Here is a 19,512-nt window from a genome sequence, read left to right as displayed (position 1 = left end):
GTTTATGCGAGAAATATAAGGATAAAGTATAGTGTGAAACTTATATTTTATCCTTATATTTCTAGAAGGGGTCTCAAGCCAAGAATGAACTTGGCTTGAGACCCCTTTACTGTTACTGCAAATATGTATGTACTACTATGGAGTAGTTATAAAATCAGGTTGTTCTTCGCCGGTTATTCCGGCGTCACTTGCCGGTTCCTGTACTGTCTCTTCTATCGGCCAAACGAGCTTTGCCTTACGTCCATCAATCCACCAGCTCCCGCTCGGGGTAGTGGCTAATAACCAGGTGCCCCATCTTCCCTTGACCTGGACAGACTGCGGATTGAGAGAGACCACTTTAGGAGCGTATGTATCTGGGTACTTATAAGCAGGTATACTTTGCTGGAATTCAGCATTCGCAAATATTTCCTCGACGATAACAAGCTTTCCCGGAGAAGGATGAATCCATCCCAGTCCTTCCGCTGCTTGAACCTGATACCAATCGCCCTTCTTCGCAATCACTTGAAGCATTTGCGGCTGCAGATTGATACCTCCTGTTGAAGCTCCAATTTTAGTATAAAGTTCCGTTCCCGACAGCAAACTCATGGATCGCTGAGGATATTGAGGCTTCTGCTTATTCAGCCATAAGGAATAGGATTGTAGCGCAGAGTAAAGCCCAACCTCTTTATTCTCTGACCAGATCTTATCAAACTGTTTTAAGGGAACATTGGTCTCCCCCACATAACTTGCAATTTCAATTGTGAACCCGGGACGGCCATACTTCTGAATGAACCAATCTTTATAACCACCCCCGGAAGGATTCTTCTCCGGAGCTACCAGAGAATAGCCTGTCAGATTACCAAGCGTCCGAGCTATTGTTTTATCGCGGTTAAGATTGCTGCTGAGAGAATTAAAATTCCAAAATATGATTTCACCAGAGCTGTGATATGAAATTGTTACTTCCGGATCAATTCTTTCCGTCAATTCCATCATCATCTGCACTTCAGAGGTTTCAGCTGGCTTCTTCCCTTTATAATTCTGATACCAAGGAGTTGAAGCCGTATTCTTTATGGTGTTCCAGTTAGCCGGATATTGACGGTTAAGGTCAATTCCCTGCATATTTGCTTTCCAGCGAGTAAAGTTTGTGCTGTTCCCATTATATTTTAACAGCGTTTTGGCCACATTGGCTGGAAGCCCTTCAGTGCCCTGTTGGGATAAAGTAACGCCATCCGGATTAACCATCGGAACGATCCAAATGCTGACTTGATCAAGCAAACTGCGTACGTTATAGCCTCCTATTTTCCCATTAGTTTTATAAGCCTGGGCATACGTATCGAGCATTTTCATCAATAAACTAGTTGTCATCCACTCTCTAGCATGATGCGAACCGTTAAGAAATAGCACTGATTCTCCTCTGCCTAACTTCACCGCCCACAAATCCCGTCCATAAGGAGACTGCCCTAAAGATTCGGACATTACCAGATCAGGGTATTCCTGCACTAACCTCTCAATATCCCTTTTCATTAAGTTATAAGAATAGACTTGATTGGGATTCACTATATTCGTTGCTGCCTGAACCGGCGCTGCTGTTACGAATACAGTTACCAGCAGCACACAACTGAGCAACAATAGTGTAATCTTATGTATTCCCTTGCGAAAATCTGTCTTTCTCATGTTGTCATCTCCTATATCTGTCTACTGATAAAAATATCAGTCTACTAAATTGATATTGGAAGTATATGAGAATGTCATATTTTAGTCAATAAATTAATTATATTAATCTTTTTTAAATAATTGCATATTTTCTTTTGATTTTTTGCTCTATCCTGGGTACACAAAAAGAAGTATCCCGGCTGCCGAGGCAACCGGGATACTTCTTCATTTCTATACTTTGAATTACAATACTGGGTAAGAACAGCAATAATCAGTTACACCGAATACTTCCAACGCAAATTTTGAGTTTCCAGGAACATTGAACGTCTCCGCTCCCTTAATCTCCTGCCATACTTCGCTGCCGGGTAGCAGCACTTTAAGATCACCGGACAGAATCTCCATAATTTCAGGACCATCCGTACCAAATTCATATACACCAGGTAACATGATGCCAAGTGTCACCTTAGTTCCATCCTGTAAAATTACCGTACGGCTGGTTACTTGTCCGCCATAATATACATTGGCTGCTTTTTCAATCGTTGCGTTGTTAAACTGACTCATTACTTGTTCTCCCCCTAATGATTATTCAGTTAATTACAGAAGTGCTTTCACACGGCTAACTACATTCTCAACAGTAAAGCCGTATTCTTTCATTACTCTGTCGCCAGGTGCGGAAGCTCCGAAAGTAGTGATGCCGAGGATATCGCCTTGGTCACCAGTGTAACGTTCCCAGCCGAAGGTTTGTGCCATTTCGATAGCAAGACGAGCCTTAACTCCTGGAAGAATTACGGAATCACGGTATTCCTTATCTTGTTTTTCGAACAGATCCCAGCTTGGCAAGCTGATTACACGAACATCGATACCTTCTTCAGCCAAAGCAGCTTGTGCTTTAACAGCCAGTTGTACTTCAGAACCAGTTGCGATCAGTTGTGCTTGTGGAGTGCCATTCTTGGAATCAGAGACAACATAACCACCACGTTTGATGTTTTCACGAACGCCATCAACGGTTCCTGCAAGAATCGGCAAGTTTTGACGAGTCAGAACCAAAGCAACCGGATTCTCTTTGTTTTCCATAGCATAAGCCCATGCTGCAGAGGTTTCGTTAGCATCAGCCGGACGAATAACTGTCAGACCTGGGATGATACGCAGGGAAGCCAATTGTTCGATTGGTTCATGCGTAGGACCATCTTCACCGACTGCAATACTGTCATGTGTCAGTACATAGGTTACTGGCAATTTCATGATCGAAGCCAAACGAATAGCTGGACGCAGGTAGTCTGTGAATACGAAGAATGTTCCTCCGAATACTTTAAGACCCGTGTGCAGTGCAATACCGTTCATCGCAGCTGCCATACCAAACTCACGTACGCCGAAATAAATATTGCGGCCATCATAAGATTCTGAAGTGAACGATGTCAAACCATTCAAATGCGTCATAGTGGAGCTTTCCAAGTCAGCGGAACCGCCCACAAGCTGAGGAACGCCAGCAGTCAGACCGTTAAGTGCACTACCGGAAGCGACACGAGTCGATACGGCTTTATCTTCAGTAGTGTAAGTTGGAAGGTTAGCATCCCAGCCTTCTGGAAGATCGCCGTTGATTACGGTTTCGAATTGTGCAGCAAGCTCTGGATATGCTTTTTTGTAAGCTGCAAATTTTTCGTCCCATGCTTTGTTAGCTGCGATTCCGTTTTTCTTCACTTCTGCAAAATGAGCACGAACTTCATCAGGTACATAGAAATCTTCTTCGTATACCCATTTGTAGAAATCTTTAGTCAGCTTAGCTTCTTCTGCTCCAAGCGGGGAACCGTGAGTACCGCCATGGCCGCCTTTACCTTGTTTGTTAGGGCTACCATAACCAATTACAGTTTTCACTTCGATCAAAGTCGGCTTGCTAGTCTCAGCTTGTGCTTCAGCAATCGCTTTGGCAATCGCAGGAAGATCATTTCCGTCTTCAACGCGCAATACTTGCCAACCGTAAGCATCAAAACGTTGAGCTACGTTCTCGGAGAAGGAAAGGTTCAATTTACCATCAAGAGAAATATCATTTGAATCATACAATACAACCAATTTGCCCAGCTTCAAATGACCAGCGAGTGAAGCGGACTCAGAAGAGATCCCTTCCATTAGGTCACCGTCGCCACAAATAGCGTAAGTATAGTGATCAATCACTTTATGTTCATCTTTGTTGTAGGTAGCGCTCAATTGCGCTTCAGCCATAGCCATACCAACAGCCATACCAATACCTTGTCCAAGTGGACCTGTAGTAGCATCAACACCAGCGGTGTGACCTACTTCTGGGTGACCCGGAGTCAAGCTGCCCCATTGACGGAAATTTTTCAATTCTTCCATAGGAAGATCATAACCACTAAGGTGCAACAAGCTGTAAAGAAGCATAGAACCATGTCCTGCGGACAATACAAAACGGTCACGGTTTACCCATGTCGGATGATCAGGGTTGTGTTTCATTGTTTTTGCAAACAATTGGTAGCCCATTGGTGCAGAACCCATTGGCATACCTGGGTGGCCGGAGTTTGCTTTTTCAATGGCGTCAATCGCCAAAGTACGAATCGTTGTAATGGACAGGTTATCTACAGTTGAGTTTTCTTCCTTTTGGATCGCTTGTTCTTGTTCACTCATTTAATAGTTCCTCCTCTGAAATCTCAAGAATGTCATTTTGACTCTTATTGTATCATTAGTGTGGAAGCAATTCCAATTGTTTTTAAAAACTCTTTATTTCAACAGCTTATGTTTTGCAATATCGACGTATTTATATACACACAAGAACTATGAGACAAGCCAGAATTGCACTAGTCTATGGTCTAGTTTTTAATTACGACTAAAGATTGTTTTACAATGCTCAAATATGCAGTAAGATGGAGTTAGTTAAGCATAATTTTCATGCATTATCCAACATTTCCTAGTGGAAAGGAACTTTGAACATGCGTTCGAATAAGGACATCTTTATCGTGCTTACCGGTACAGGTACGGCCTTTAGTGGTTTTATAAAGTGGTTTACAAAAGCCGATCTGAATCATGCTTCGATCGCCTTTGACTGTGAACTGCGGGAGGTATACAGCTTCGGAAGAAAAAAAATGCACAATCCATTCGTGGCAGGTCTAATTCAGGAGAACTTTATTGACCCTTTCTATAGCAGTGCGAATTGTTCTATTTATCAGTTGCGTGTTAGCGCTGAGGAATACGATACGATGTACAATCACGTCCAAGGGATGATGCAAAATCAAGAACGTTATAAATACCATCTTTTAGGATTAATCGGTGTGCTTCTGAATATTAAAATCGATAGAGAAAATGCTTATTTTTGTTCCCATTTCGTTGCCTCTTTATTTGAAGAAACTGCAGTTCAGCCTGTGAATAAGCCTTCCTGCTTCGTTACACCGGAAGATTTCGCTCTTTCACTCTGTGCACATAAGATTTTTACTGGCAAGCTATCCTATTATTTACGTAGAGCTCAGAGAGCATCTGCGCGCCCATCCTCTTTACCATTACATACTACTTCGGTCGCCGCACGAATGATGCGGATGAATGAAGACCGGACTGAAGGGGTCGTATAAAAGGTTTTAGGCTTGTGAAAAAGGACGAAGTGGAACGTAATTCCACTTCGTCCTTTTTAATTAACCCTCAAATAACAAACTCAACCATGTACTGTTTGCACATGAGGGCATAGCCCAACGATTGATATAGTGTAATTGCACCGATATTCTCTTCAAGGACATTTAAATACACATTGGAGGTAACCCTTCTTCCCGATCGGGTGAGCTCTGTGCATATCTTTTTTCCGTAGCCTTGCCTTCTCCATCTTACATCCGTTCCGATGTTGCCCAATTCAACGTAATCCTCGCTATAAATATGGTATCCCCCTACCGCAATCAGCTCACGTTGTTCCATCACACCATAGAACGGATACTGTAGTTCTTCTTTTGAAAAAGCCATTGTATCTAAATCGGCCATTTTAGACTCAATAAGCTCAAAATTAGAGGGGCCCAAATGTACAACACTTGTATCCACCGGTGGTAACGCTTCTTGATGGATATGCTTCATTAGAAGCAATTTCTTGGGAGACTTAACAAGCTCAAGCTGTGAAGCAAGTAGAGCCATAACTTCTTCATTAACGATTACACTACCGACAGCATTGTCAGGTAAATTCAGTTGGTCTTTCATAATTGAAAGCACGGACCGGAGACAAAATGACTTCTCCACAGGGAATACGGAAAAAGCATGGAACGGGAGCCCCCTTAAAAAAGCCAAAACGCCGAGCAGCTCCCCCTGGTCTGTAAACTGTCCATAGTGTACCGAATTATGCTTACGAGCTGTAAGGTATGAATAGTATAAAAAATGCTGTTCTCTATTAATCGAACTCAAGATTGATTTCATTTCCGCTGGTATTAATTCTCGAATCATTTACCTACCCCTATCAATGTTTAATACATTGCTTCAACATTAACATGATACCAAGAAGTCAGCAAAAAAAAGAGATGGGATAGATGATATAGGGTCCTACTCTACTTAATCCGATGACTCTGGAAATACTCCGACCAATCCGATGATATAACAACTGTAACGGTATCCGTTTTGGTGTTGTACACATTCTGAGCCGTAAAGGTAAAAGTAACCGGACCATCTGGTAGCTTTTCAAATGAACTATCGTACAATTCACCTGTCCAGAAGATTTTATCATCGTTAGTTGGGCTGAGCTGCGTAGTGAACTCTCCGTTCATGGTCACTTGCACAGTATCCGGGAGACCTGTTGCTGTACCTTGCAGAATAAAACGCTCTCCTGCCCAAAATACGTTGTAGCCTCTTGGACTCTCCTCATTTCCGCTCTTTTTCAAGTTATAACCTTTACGGTTGTTGTTCCACTCTTCGGTGTGCTTCACTGCACCTTTTATACTTAATAGATTCACCATAAAGTATTTACGTGCAGAAACATTGCTCCAGCTGAATCCGTCAAAAACTTCAACCTCGACGGCATACTTCTCGTTCTCGATTAGTGTACCAGCTGGAATCTGCCATTGCTTAGCGCTTGATACTTGTTCACCGGATTGGACCTTGATTGCACCGGTGGCCAAGTTAATAATCCGCACCTTATAGCGTTGCTGCAGATCTCCGTCCTCATCTTGATAATCCCATTTAATGATTGGTGTGAGTGTACTTGCGATTGTGGGATTTGACGAGTCCATACTGGTTGGGTACGTTATCGAAACTGTAGGTATACGGTTGACTATGGTAACATTCTGGGAAAGATCTCGATATAGCCCTAGAGAATCTGTTACACGTTGTCTAAACGTAAAGGTACCATTGCTGCTAAATTGCTTGGTAAAGTCATTTTTTACACTTGCGAGAGCTTCTGAACCATTTGATGTTTTCAGATAATACTTAAGGCTAATGCTATCTCCTTTAGGCTCATCCTTGTCCGTAGCCGTACTTTTAATATTCAAAACATCTGTACGGTAGATCGGTTCCTTTGTAGCATCTCTTCCCGTAACTGTGATCAGAGTGAATCCCGGCTTAGGAGCATTATCGATGATGAATGTTTTTTCATTTGATACATCTGACCATGAAAATTTGGAGTATGCTCGACCTTGCACTGTAAAGTATTCAAACCGTTCAAATGTATTATTTGGGATTTGATATTGTCTGAGCAATCCTGAAGGATCCGGATTTTCTATGGTGGAGACTAATAGACCGTCCTTCGCAAAGAACTCTAACCTGTATTTCTCCTGTGGATCATTTTCCGGATCCGCGTAAGTCCACTTGATTAATGGATCGCCTTGGTCCGAGTCAATCACAGATGGGTTTGTTGCTGTGCCTGAAGGGCTAGTTAAAGTCATAGAAGGTGCCAGATTCTCTTTTACTTGGACTTGTAATCCAGCGATATTCGACTTATCTCCTATCTGATCGATTGCCCAATGTTCTAGCGTATATATCCCCGGATCTGAGAAGGTAAGCGTAATATCGCGAGTAAGATACGATTTCACTTCACCCGTACTGTTCGTTACTTTCCAGTAGTATTCTAATGAGCCTTGATCTGATGTATCTTCATCGGTATCGCCTGAAGTAAATTGTTTTGTATCATACTGATTTACGGATGAAGGTCCGTTAATCTTGGCAACAGGAACATGATTCTTAACCATAAATGTGCGCGTCGCATAAGAGCTTAACCTTCCATCAGAAGCTGTGAGCTGCATTTCCCAACCGTCAGAAATGGCCTTTTTATGCGAGATACCATTACGATTTATGAGATCACGAATGGTCATTGATTGATAACGGTTGTTTCCTGCCCAATAGTAAGGAGAATCATTAAATTTTGCATTCCAGGCATAAGATAAAACATCACCATCTTTATCCGGATCTGGTGTTAAGTTATCCATTGTGATAATCGTATCGCGGTATATTTCGTTAGGCATTGTAAATGCTGCAGCCGGTGGATGATTGACTACTTGTACATTTTGAGTGTACCAATCTGACCACAAACCACGATTATCATGTACTTGTAGATTGAGTTGATAATTCCCTTCACCGAATGATGCGATATTCGGCGGTGTTGTTGCTCCACCCCAATGTTCCCATACTTTATTCCATCCGTCTTTGATTACAGTCCAGTAATATACATCTAATGGATCATTATCTGGGTCGAAAGATTTGTCTGTAATGGTCGTAGATTTACGATAAGAAACGATATTCGGATCAACGGTAAATAATGCAACGGGTGGTAGATTAACTGACGCATTCCCCACAATACGTTGACACCAATCACTCCATGCACCGATTCCATTATCTCCATCCACATCACGGACTCTTAAACGTATGTCGTAACTGTCCTTTTCATAAACTCCCCCAGGTGGCTGCCCGTCGATCCACATCTCATCAAAGGTCTTTTTATATTGCCATTGCCACTGCATAATCCCTTTATCCGAACTTGTAATATGATCTAGATCATAGGAGGAATCTATTAATTGAACATTTCCATTGATAAGCTTTGCAGAAAAAAGCGCTATTGGCTTACGGTGAACTTTAAAACTCATCGTAGATGCGGCATCTCTACTCCACATCTGATATTCAGCAAAGAGAGCATCCCTTTTCGGTATATCCTTAGCTTGATAACTCACGACATATTGTCCGGTATATGGAAATGAAGTGTAAAGGCTTGTCCTCCATAATCCAGAATCCCCTAAAATACCCATTGAGTTATCAAAGTAATTGGGATCATGATCATATCTCACTCGATCAGCGTATTTAGCATCTCCCTCATAGTCTTCATAGGTGGTACCGCTATTCTCGATAGGACTATTCACGAGGACAAAAGCGTTTCGCTTAAGTCTATTGGTAACTTTAAAAGTCATATTCACAGATTCCGACAAATTCGCAGGATCAGCTACTTTTACAGTCATCGTATAATCCCCTGGAGGAATAGAGTCACCTATAGCATCTACAGGAATAGAGAAATACTGATATCCTTTCGTTTGAGATACTACCGTCTTCCTATAAAATACATTGGGTATCTCCGCACTTACGATAAGATCATCATTATCTGGATCGTGGACATATCCCTCGATGTTAAGTGTATTGCGTCCAGGCTCGTTCTGCAGGACTTGATTATTAGGTGTATTTAACGAAATGGTAGGTGGACTGTTCGGTATTAAGGGGTATACAAATCGAATGGTATGACCAAAAGATATTAAATCATAACCTTTATCTGGTGCCAAACCTCCCGAGTTTCTTTGATAGCCTATCTGTAGCGAGTATTCTATAGATATCCCTTTGGGTATACCATCAAAAACATTTGAACCAATCCAATTTGAATAAGGGGCATCTGTTGCTAAATTAATTTTAGTATCAACGACATTTGGTTCAGTATCGTATGCTTTGAAAAACAGTTTTTCAAGTGGTTTAAACATGACATATTGACCATATTCTCCAGCTGGACAACCATACGCGTAAGACGGAAGATTTTGAGACATTGCCCCCTCACTTATTGCGCCAACACACATAGTTGTACCTTGGACTATACTCGACGAACCACTTTCTTTATGACGAGCGATAGTTGCTTTTGAAGTAAATAATGCATCTGGACTAATATCAAATGTTAATTGTTTGGTTGTTTTATTGTATTTAATGTTAGTAAGCTTTTGATTATTTATAGTTATATTTGAATCTCCGTAGTTCCATCCTGCATCATGGTACTCGGAGTAAGCAGGAATGTTAACATCCTTATAATTGACGATATTCGGATCACCAGTCGCAGCTTCTACGGTTTGAATATATATGCTCTGACTAGGCATTAATCCGAATAATAAAGTGATTATAAGGACTAGAGAGAACATTTCTTTTATTTTTTTCATTTAAGCACCTTTCTACCAGGACCAATCCACTTCTGGCGCTCTATTTTTCACTTCTACTACTCTTGAGCTTAGCTTTTGGCCATCTGAATTTGTAGATTTCCGATCAGCTTCTGTCACAAACTCATCAATGGTTGGTTGACCAAATTCTTCAAAGACAGTAAGTCGAACTTCATATTTCCCTACCTCGCTCAGTTCTAAATTCAAACGATCCGCATTTTCATTACTAAAAATCACCCATTTTTCTCCTTCAAAGCTGCCATCATTATTAGAATCATAACGATACTCCCATAATCTGCGGCCGATTACATCTTTGTCAGAAGAATATGAAATATCATCTAATGAAACAACCGCTTTGTTCCCAAAGTCGGGACTTCGATAGACCACTCCTGGTAGAGTAAAGTAATTATACGGTACTTCATCTGGAACGATATCAAAAGTAATCTCACTACTATCTGAGTAACCAAGTGTGTTTTCTACATAAATCGTAGCTTTATATTTACCGGGTTTCTTAAATAAGACGTCTTTGTTTTCAAAATCAGATAGTGTGCCACTGTACTTTATATCTGCATTCGTCCCACCAGAAACAGCAGTAATCGTAACTCGCGTTTTACTCGATACTAAGGGAAACCGTGTTGGACTCTGGCTTCTATTGAATAATGTCGTTTTACGATTTTGTTTAAGTGTTCCTTCTATGGCTAACCCTGCTGATGGTTTCGGCTCAGTGACGGTAATTTCTCTACTCGTACTCCCCGTTTGATTTTCATTGTCTACAACTGTGAGCGCGATAGGGAATGTTTTACCAATTTGTTCAGGTGTGTACCACACATATCCTTTTGAAGCATTACCGATCTCTCCTTGCGCACCCGAAGTTTCCCACACGTAGATATTAATGTATCCATCTGGGTCATAGGATGCTGCACCGCTAATTAGCGTATCATCTCCTGCTTTGACATATCTCGGTGCTGAAATTCTTGCTATAGGTGGCTTTCCTTCCGGAGTTGTTGGATTCGTTGGTGGTGGAGGAAACGTAACTGTGGGATTGTTTTTATAAACACCTGCCGAAATCTGTAGAGGCTGTTCCAGAGAGGTGATGGTTCCATTCTTTGTAACGATCGGCTTTTTAAAGCGGACGAGAACGGTTAAAGCATATTCCTGAGTAAAATGTTCGCCCGTAACACTCGATTTTTTGATCTCAAAATCAAATAAAGTACTCACGTTAAATGTCTTTGCAGACTCCTTTTTCGTTTTGAGTGTATTATTCCTATCTTTCTCTTTAGCATAGAACACCCACTCATCAATGTTTGAAGCATCATTGTAGCCTTGCAGCTGCCCCATTAATGAAATTTGTACGGGTTCATCTTTATCTCCCAATTTTGTTGGATTGGGGTTAGGTTTGTTTAGAGTTACCGTACCGGTAAGTGTGGGTTCTGTAGGGAGGGTGTAGTCGAAGGAGATATTACCGCTGTATTTGTAGGATGTTATATTAGCCGAACCACTAAAGTAGTAGCTTAAATTTGTTTTATAACGTCTACCTAACGCATGACCACTTGGATCAAAATTTTGACTTAATTGTTCTGGACCATAATTTTTTAAAGCAGCGTCTGTTTTATAATAAATAATAAATTGATTTCCATTTACAACATTATGATTAACATAGGTTGTTGGAAGCGATTCATTAGGTACAACTAATTGGACAGTTGACTCTATGATCTGAGACGAATCAATTACCGAATTCACGTTTTTGTCGTACCATTTAATTCCCGAACGTGATACTTCAGACTGAGTAACCACTGTCATATCAGGTGGATCATTTCTAGGTGTACCACTACCTTGTCCATTCCTATCGCTATGTTTTTGACTATTAATGTATGGGTCCCATTCATTTATCTGCCATCTTACTCCGTCTGAATATCGCCAAATAGAATTGCCGGGAATTGTTACAAAAAGGGTTTCAAACGAGCCGTGATAACCGAGCACATTATCTATTTGTTGCTTTGCTTCTACGCCCTTTAAAGTAACCTTTATTTTTCCATTCTCCATTGTCAGAGCAACCTTTTGATTGGTCCCATTATATTTAAGAGAAGAGACATCAATTGCCGAACTGGATACTCCACTTGGAAGATCTAAGTAGTAAGATTTTTGGGCATTTGCAGACCCACTAAGAATTTCTGAAGGTATTGACACAGTTTTGTTTTGCGAATTAGCTGCCTTAATATTCTGTGGGATATATACAAAAATTAATATAACTGTAATCAGAACTATCCAGATTTTTTTCATAAATATTATTCTCCTGGACGTTTAACAATATATTTTTCTTCAAAACCTCCACCAAAACTAGCATATATAGAAATAACCGAAGGGTCTTTAAAGTACCCATACATTTGATAACTAGACAGTTTTTCACCCGGTTTCAACACCCAATTCCACAATGCTTCCTTATTGTTCAACTCTAACATTGTTTTTCCTGGTGTTGGTGCAAGAAGATTAACACTATCCACTTTAAGATGCCATTTCTCATTCAAATCTACCGCACTTACTTGAATGACTTTACTACCCTTATTTTCAATGGTGAGTTTAGTCCATACCATATATTTAGTAGGTGTTTTATAAATTCGATCTGAATAACCATAAATCTTCATTAGAGACTGTGCTTCTTTAGACTTTACATCGTAAAACATCAGCTTCTCTAACGTGTACGTTAATCCTCCAGCGCTGATAGTTACCGGTAGATCCACTTCTTTTTTCAATCCAAATTTACTCAGATTATCCCTCATAATAGGCATCGGCGTTGCTGTTGGTTTCACGCTTGCTGTAGACTTTACCGCAGCTGTTGGCTTAGCAGTAGCTACTGGTGTAACCGCTTCCGCATTTGCAACCACTCCCTGCCCCAATACTGCACCTAATAACATTGTTGCTGCCATAGTCGCCTCTACAATTTTCTTCTTCATCCCCAAATCTCTCCCTAGTCTCAATTGGATTTTCCCTACTTATTGAACTTATACTCTTGAACTGCTGGTACTCTGATTGGCTCTTGTGTTTTGGCTCTGGAGATCAACAGCGGATGTTCCGTCTCAATGACGGCAATAACCGAGGGACCCTCTATGTATTTGGTAATGCCATATTCACTATCCTCGTATAAAAGCGGAAAAGTCACTCCATCCGCATCATCAACAATATCGAACTTCACGATCTTTACTTGATTCTTAAAACGGCTGCCTATTTTAGGAGAAAGACCGTTATCAAGTCCGAGATTCGCCTGTAAGGCATGCTGAAAAGTATCGTATGCAAGCGTGGGATCGATAATTAAACGGCCTTGCGTGAGTTCAATCTCATCTAACTCCTGCGCGGCATCGTGAACAGCGATATTGTTTGCATCTTTTAGCATGCTGCGCAGCATGTCCCACTCCTGATTCTGAATCTGAAAGAACCAGGAGTAGATAAAGATCAGTAGGACAAATGCCAGCTTAATAATGTAATCCATAAATTAGGCTCATCCCTTAATCAATCGAGATATTCACTCATAATTGACCCATGCCCATAATATCGGGTAGGCTGCGAAACCGTGGAAAAGTTATACGGAAACAGATTTATTCGCGGTGCCGTTACAAAAACATCTAGTCGTTTTTTTCGTTCCTGAACAGTGTCCGTGCTGCTTTTGATTTCTATGGAACCCTCTGAGAACCCAATCGCCTTCAGATTTGAAATCACTTCGTTCCGCATAGATGCTGTGACCATCCCCTCCGTTGCTGCTTTTTGTGTGATGTAGGACGTATTAGCTTTGACCTGCAAATCTAGCAGATAATCAATATAGGTGAAAATGGGCTGCAGGATAATAAACAGGACAAGCCACATGAATAATGCCCGGAGGACGGTCTCCTTCAATAGAAACGCCTCCTCCTAATATTGCTCTACTTGCTTAGTATGTGTGATGATATCGTCCTGACTGCTGCCAATGATATGCGTGGCTACCGTAATGAACATCCCTGCGATGACAAAACCAATGGCTAGAAACATTGCTATGGAGATCGAGTCTTTTTTCATAATTGAGTTAAACCGAAGTGTGGGTTAAGACCCGAGCAACTGCAGTTTGGCTGGAATCCAACGGCTGAATTAAGGTTACACCCGGGATATCCGGTCTATTATCATCCGTATCATTAATTACATCTTGCACCAAAGGAACTAAAATCGCGATTACGATGGCCACGCACAAAAATCCGATAGCGATAAACAAACCAGTAGAAATAGCGTCCTTTTTCATTGTTAAAATCTCCCTTTTATTTTATATTTTTTAAATAATATTGAATATATAATTTTTCACTGGAACATGCCGACCCCATTAAAATTCCCTTTGATCAGCAAAATGTACTGCATCGCCATCGCGACGATCATCAAAAAAGTAGCAATCGATGGGATAACGTTAATAATCGTCGATAAATCACCGATAAAAGACCATTTTTTTAAATACTGATCACTGGAGATTTTGGAGATGATCTTCCCTTGCTCACGTAAATAATTAGCAGCTTCTGTGTCGTCGTCCATCCCCTCAGTAGCCAGCAGAATGGAACGAATGTCATTAATAAAACTATGGTCATCCGGAAACTTGGCACAAAACCATTCAATCGCCCCCTCCACACCCTCATCTACTGCTCGTTCTGACAACTCGTACAAGTCCTGACGTATATATTGAAAATGTCCAGCCGTACTCCCGCAAAAAGTGCCAAATTGTGCATATCCACGCTTGCGTAGCCGATTATTCTCGTATAGACGAATGAAAGAGATCAGCTCACCGTCTTTTTTAATAACCGTCTTTTGATGAAGCCATGCAAGTACCCAGCCAAACGGAAGATAGCGCATCGGACTACTGATTACGAGAATAAGTAGAGCAATTAGAGGATCATAGATCGAAAAGGCATCGGAGCGTATAAAATCGCTGATGACTTGAGTTATTAAATAAATCAGCGCTGCTGAATAACGGAAAAGCGTAATTTTACGAGCCGAAATCGATAGACCAGAGTCATTCAATAATTGCTGAAGTCTATCCCCCTGTACCCGTTCCCCAAGCTTATTCCACCGTAGTCCTAATCGGACAAGATATCTTTCCTGTTTACTACTACTGCTTACAAAGACAAGTAATGCGACATATACAATCCCGATTACAGTAACTAATAGTAACAATCTGTCCATAGCTCATCACCTTAGTGGTAGTCCAGTTTAGGTCTGGCGAGAATAGTACTGATCACAAAAGAAATAAAAAGTCCGGAGATGATCACCATTAAAAAGGAAAGCCCTACTGTAGTCTCAAATTGCAATTGGAAATAGACATCAGGCTTCAGCATATACATAAAGGTTCCAACCGTAGATACTAGCACCAATAGATTCCCGTATAAACCAAGGCTGATCGCATCTCTACTGCCCGCTTTTACAGTCAAAATCGTATCCCTCTGTTGCTCCATAGAACGGTTTAATAGCATCAGCGAGCTTTTTAAATAACGGGTTCCTTCCTTCTCGGCGTAGAGCAGATCCGATATAAACTCCAAAGCGAAAGTAGTGCCAATCGCACCGGAAAACCTTCCGGCTTCCTCAACAAGCTCCTTCTCATTACTGTAATTAGAAAATGCAGCCCCTAGCAGCTTCAATGGACCTTTCAGCACATTCTTATCCGTAAGAAAATCAGCTGTCCGATCAAGAATGGAATCTACCGACAAATGAGTGAATTTGGTAGAGATCTTGACTACATCAAGTAGATCGTAGCTTCCGTGCACCTTCCTCTGTGCGTAGATGTATCTCATACGAAAATAAGGAATCATCGCGGAAATCACAGCCATAAAAAACGGAAATCTCCAAGCCTCTTGGATCGACTGTCCTTCATTAAAGGTGATTCCATCCAAAAACGGATTGTTAAAACTAAGTCGCCCAGGAAGCTCACTGATCGTCAGTAGTCCTGATAGAAAAACCGCAATAAATACTATTACTGTACGCCCGACAAAACGCATAACACTTACGCCGGGCTCATAGTTTTGATGTACAAAATACAGAAAATTATCTAGATGACGGTAAAGCCACAGCCTTTTTTTTACTGAGCTAACCCTTTTACCAAAAATACTCATCTTATGTTTGATCCGAAAATCTACTTTATGACTCACCTGCCATAAATGCCGTTCAATTAGTGGTTTAATGAGCAGCCACATTCCCCACACAATCAATAAATGGAGGAAAAAACGAAAAATATACAATAATAGATCCACAGTTTCACCCCCTTACTCGTTAAGAATGATCTTAGATTTCAAGCTTTCCTTAATTGGCTGATCCATTGGCTTTGCGGTTGCAAGTCGTCCTAGCAAATTCTGAAGCAACTGTGTCGCCTGCTCATTTTTCTTAGTCATCTTCAGAATCAGGCTCTTCGTCAGCTTGTCATTATAAGACCAACTCATAGTCTGAGGTTCCCAGCGCATCAGATCATTCGCGAATACGGAGTTCTTTTCCTCTTCATAAAAGACTTCCGATATTCGCGTCAGCCGCTTCTTCCCATTTGGAACACTCTCCAAAATAAAAACTAGCTCGCATGATTTCAGTGCAGAGATTAAATGTCCCTTAAGACTCCCCCCAATTCTTGTCGACACGGCAAAAGCGCCTTGATAAGGAATGTCCTCCGAATCCACGGTGTGGAAGGTTCCGGTGATACCGTCATATCCCTTCTCCCCACTCCACAGGTAAAATTCCCATTCGTTATACCGCATTTCTGTCATATACAAAATGTTTGGGTCATGCCGCAGTGACTCTACCCCCACCTCCATTAATTCCTCGTTTGCAGCCTGTATCGGAATAATTCGATGCCCTTTAATCTGATAAGGTAAAATCGACTCCGGATGCTTCTCTATCATCACCACCCCCATACAAGACGAGGATCCAAGCAGTTGCTCGCCGACGATCGTATTTGCAAAGGTTGTTTTTCCTGATCCAACAGCACCCGCAATTATGGTATTGCGAAAAGTGGATGATAACGCCCGAATCATTTCAACTGCTTCTGCTGGAATACATTCAGTACCTGCTTGATCTTCTAGACTCAGGAACTCTACAACCTGCCGCCGCAGTGATATGGTGGTGAAGCCATCCCATACTCTCGGGGATACCCAAATGGCAAGTCGGATAAATCGACCGGGCCAGAGCGGATCATCCATTTTGAACTCCACCGAAGGGTTGTCCTTGTTCAGCTTTTTGTTGGGATCACTTTTTAATAAAGAACGCTTTAACTGCTCCACCCGATCTAGAGAAGGCATCTCGTACGGATAAGCTACAAACTCACCTTTATGATTATAAAAAATTTGCTTTCCAATCATCTGGAGCCCCGTTGACTCACTGTATGCACGATCAGTAAACCAACGATATGCCGGTCCAAAGCCCTTCCACTCATGATAGAGCGCTTCTGCCACCGTCCGGTATGCTTCTGGAACCTTGCCCGTAAATGGAGTCTTCCGTAAATACTTTTCTATCTCATTCATAAAAAAGCTAACTGCCTGCGGATCGCCAATTAGCGCCTTCGCATTTAGCTCGAAGTAGGCATCATCCTCACGCTCCAGCCCTTGGTTCATATCATTTTTCATTTTTTGCAAAAATGTATAAAAGTCTTCCTTACCCGGTTTACTCAAGCGCAGAATGCTTTGTTTCAGAGAGAACAACGGACGCTTCGTTTGATTTCCGTTCATAGGAATATACCTTTCTTTTTAGCTTCTGGTGCTAGCCCCATCGACACTAGCAGAGAATGTACCTTATCATCTACATACTGCAGTTCCTTTTTCCCTAACGGCAAGCTCTCCTGCAAGGGCTGGTAATACGGTAGCTCCAGTAAGATTTCAGTCCCAAAGCGAAGCGCAAGATTTTTAGGTGAAGATATTTCTTCTACATTGCTGCGGTTAATAATCAGTTGAAAATCATGTGGACGTAGATCCATATGCCCCGCAAGCTCTAGTAGAGGTTCAAGTCTGTATTCATGCTTCGGATGAGTGACGATCATGCGTAGTGCCGATTTGTGCATTCCAACATACCATGCAGCGCTTTCCGGAATTGAGCCAAAGTCAGCAATAACCACATCCGCATTCGCTCCAGCCCTAGCCAAAAAATATTCAATCTCATCCTCCTGATAGTCTTGTGCGCTCAAGTAATCGTAATTGCCTGGAAGATACATATAACCATCTTGCTTAATGAATTGTTCAAAATCCTCATCATGTATCATTTTCCCTGTAAGCCTTGACCGAAGCCTATCAAGACTGATGGTCGCTTTACGATCATGTCCGGGATCATATAAATCAAGCCCAAGGATAATAACACGGAGACCTGACGCAGCAATCCGCCTTGCGAATAGTTTGGCTACACTTGTACAACCAACTCCCGGACCTGAGCCAAAAAATCCAACCAGATTGCCCCGCTCCTCCCCATCCTCGTCTAAAATAAAACGAATTTTCTCTATCACCACTGACGAGGTAGAACGAGGAGGGATGAAATAGATACCTAAGCTTTCACAGAGCATATGTACAGCTTGGTAACCACTTATTCCCTTTTGCAAATATACATATAGGATCGTTGAACTTGGATAATTCCGGCGCAGTTCGCTAAGTGACTGAGCTTTAATCTGGTCACTAGTAACCATTAGCATATGGTTCTCTACATGAGATGGATCAGGAAGTACACTTTGTGTGATTACTATAAATCCCGCATTTTTGATATCATTAATCGTTAACTGATCTATGCCTAGACTAAAAATTTTCAAGACTCTTCCCTCCTACTCGACCCGTACGATCCACAGCTTTTTCCCCTGCTCCAAAAATTGTCCTAGCCGTTGTCCATCGCTTTTCTTCAGCTTCAGTTCCGGTGTCGCCACCTTGCCAGTCGAAGTGAATCGATTATTGTTGTTGCCCTTTTCTGAATCTAGCACATCGTTATTATCTTCAGTTCGCACATAGTTCACGGTGACTCCAGATAAAAACACCTCCTTCACGGGTTCACTAAGTGGAATTTGCCCAATCGGCTCTTCCCCGTCCTTGTTGACATTCGGACTAACCGATTCACTCTGCTTCTCTTTGTCACCTTCAACTAGATAAATATCTACCTTATCCCGGCTTCGCAAAGAACCATTAATGGCATAGATAGCCTCCTTTGGTATAGGAAAAATCCCTTCATCCTCCAGCGGCTCTAAATCACTAACATCCACTAGCGACGCTGTCAAAATACTTCCGTTAGTCAGATTTACGTTCGTAATCTTGTGCTCTACCTGTTCGATTTCAGTTATTACGCCGGAAGGTATATCTTTGGTCTGAACAGAGTCCAGATACACATCACTTGCTTTCAGCTCATAGTTTTTGGGAAGAAACTCCCCGCCTTCCACCTTTATTTTGACCACGGTTCGGGAGAGCACGTAGGGCTTGAAATAAAGATCATACCCCAGCAGTCCGCCGACTCCAGTAATCAAAATGAGGCTTGCGAAGAAATAGTTGCGTTTTAGCAGTTGCCCACGCTGTAAAGCCAA

17 protein-coding genes are annotated in these 19,512 nt (G+C 41.6%); 1 reads left to right on the top strand and 16 read right to left on the bottom strand.

The genetic code is table 11. The features are described from left to right. Positions 1 to 135: 135 nt before the first annotated feature. The 3 genes from ACDZ28_RS14770 to tkt form a co-directional block, all read right to left on the bottom strand. Positions 136 to 1,653: a M14 family zinc carboxypeptidase gene (locus ACDZ28_RS14770; RefSeq protein WP_375105057.1), complete on the bottom strand. Its 1,518-nt coding sequence runs from the start codon at positions 1,651 to 1,653 to the stop codon at positions 136 to 138. Between the two features lie 222 nt (positions 1,654 to 1,875). Further along, a complete protein-coding gene (locus ACDZ28_RS14765; protein WP_042124925.1) occupies positions 1,876 to 2,193 on the bottom strand; it encodes a pyrimidine/purine nucleoside phosphorylase in 318 nt (105 codons plus the stop codon). 33 nt (positions 2,194 to 2,226) lie between these two features. After that, positions 2,227 to 4,269: a transketolase gene (gene tkt, locus ACDZ28_RS14760; protein ID WP_042124923.1), complete on the bottom strand. Its 2,043-nt coding sequence runs from the start codon at positions 4,267 to 4,269 to the stop codon at positions 2,227 to 2,229. 302 nt (positions 4,270 to 4,571) lie between these two features. On the opposite strand from tkt, the gene ACDZ28_RS14755 reads away from it, so the two are divergent. Next, positions 4,572 to 5,204: a hypothetical protein gene (locus tag ACDZ28_RS14755; RefSeq protein WP_375105056.1), complete on the top strand. Its 633-nt coding sequence runs from the start codon at positions 4,572 to 4,574 to the stop codon at positions 5,202 to 5,204. Between the two features lie 67 nt (positions 5,205 to 5,271). On the opposite strand, the gene ACDZ28_RS14750 is transcribed toward ACDZ28_RS14755, so the two are convergent. The 13 genes from ACDZ28_RS14750 to ACDZ28_RS14690 all read right to left on the bottom strand — a co-directional run bounded on the left by ACDZ28_RS14750 (position 5,272) and on the right by ACDZ28_RS14690 (position 19,512). Next, positions 5,272 to 5,811: a GNAT family N-acetyltransferase gene (locus tag ACDZ28_RS14750; RefSeq protein WP_231574060.1), complete on the bottom strand. Its 540-nt coding sequence runs from the start codon at positions 5,809 to 5,811 to the stop codon at positions 5,272 to 5,274. Positions 5,812 to 6,152: 341 nt separating this feature from the next. Continuing rightward, the gene (locus ACDZ28_RS14745; protein WP_375105055.1) at positions 6,153 to 9,992 is read right to left on the bottom strand and encodes a hypothetical protein; all 3,840 of its coding nucleotides are present in this window, start codon (positions 9,990 to 9,992) and stop codon (positions 6,153 to 6,155) included. Positions 9,993 to 10,004: 12 nt separating this feature from the next. Further along, positions 10,005 to 12,269 carry a hypothetical protein gene (locus tag ACDZ28_RS14740; RefSeq protein ID WP_375105054.1) on the bottom strand — a complete coding sequence of 755 codons (2,265 nt, stop codon included), beginning with the start codon at positions 12,267 to 12,269 and terminating at the stop codon, positions 10,005 to 10,007. Between the two features lie 5 nt (positions 12,270 to 12,274). Continuing rightward, positions 12,275 to 12,940: a hypothetical protein gene (locus ACDZ28_RS14735; protein ID WP_375105053.1), complete on the bottom strand. Its 666-nt coding sequence runs from the start codon at positions 12,938 to 12,940 to the stop codon at positions 12,275 to 12,277. A 35-nt stretch (positions 12,941 to 12,975) separates the two neighbouring features. Next, entirely contained in the window at positions 12,976 to 13,473 is a 498-nt protein-coding gene (locus ACDZ28_RS14730; RefSeq protein WP_375105052.1) for a hypothetical protein, read from the bottom strand. A gap of 20 nt (positions 13,474 to 13,493) precedes the next feature. Continuing rightward, on the bottom strand, positions 13,494 to 13,874 hold the full coding sequence (locus ACDZ28_RS14725) for a hypothetical protein (protein WP_375105051.1): 381 nt from the start codon (positions 13,872 to 13,874) through the stop codon (positions 13,494 to 13,496). A 15-nt stretch (positions 13,875 to 13,889) separates the two neighbouring features. Continuing rightward, positions 13,890 to 14,033: a hypothetical protein gene (locus ACDZ28_RS14720; RefSeq protein ID WP_156113062.1), complete on the bottom strand. Its 144-nt coding sequence runs from the start codon at positions 14,031 to 14,033 to the stop codon at positions 13,890 to 13,892. A gap of 7 nt (positions 14,034 to 14,040) precedes the next feature. Then, complete coding sequence (locus ACDZ28_RS14715; RefSeq protein WP_375105050.1) at positions 14,041 to 14,250, bottom strand: hypothetical protein; 210 nt, start codon at positions 14,248 to 14,250, stop codon at positions 14,041 to 14,043. Positions 14,251 to 14,306: 56 nt separating this feature from the next. Continuing rightward, positions 14,307 to 15,176 carry a hypothetical protein gene (locus tag ACDZ28_RS14710; protein WP_339289610.1) on the bottom strand — a complete coding sequence of 290 codons (870 nt, stop codon included), beginning with the start codon at positions 15,174 to 15,176 and terminating at the stop codon, positions 14,307 to 14,309. Positions 15,177 to 15,187: 11 nt separating this feature from the next. Continuing rightward, positions 15,188 to 16,237: a hypothetical protein gene (locus ACDZ28_RS14705; RefSeq protein ID WP_375105049.1), complete on the bottom strand. Its 1,050-nt coding sequence runs from the start codon at positions 16,235 to 16,237 to the stop codon at positions 15,188 to 15,190. A gap of 12 nt (positions 16,238 to 16,249) precedes the next feature. Continuing rightward, positions 16,250 to 17,695, bottom strand: a complete 1,446-nt coding sequence (locus ACDZ28_RS14700; RefSeq protein WP_375105048.1) for an ATPase, T2SS/T4P/T4SS family — start codon at positions 17,693 to 17,695, stop codon at positions 16,250 to 16,252. After that, positions 17,692 to 18,756: a hypothetical protein gene (locus tag ACDZ28_RS14695; RefSeq protein WP_375105047.1), complete on the bottom strand. Its 1,065-nt coding sequence runs from the start codon at positions 18,754 to 18,756 to the stop codon at positions 17,692 to 17,694. The genes ACDZ28_RS14700 and ACDZ28_RS14695 overlap by 4 nt, the downstream gene beginning before the upstream one ends. A 12-nt stretch (positions 18,757 to 18,768) precedes the next feature. Beyond that, a complete protein-coding gene (locus tag ACDZ28_RS14690) occupies positions 18,769 to 19,512 on the bottom strand; it encodes an SAF domain-containing protein (protein ID WP_076118116.1) in 744 nt (247 codons plus the stop codon).

It is taken from the genome of Paenibacillus sp. RS8, from assembly GCF_041956825.1.
GTDB lineage: Bacteria > Bacillota > Bacilli > Paenibacillales > Paenibacillaceae > Paenibacillus_AQ.
This window is presented reverse-complemented; position numbering and strand designations above follow the sequence as displayed.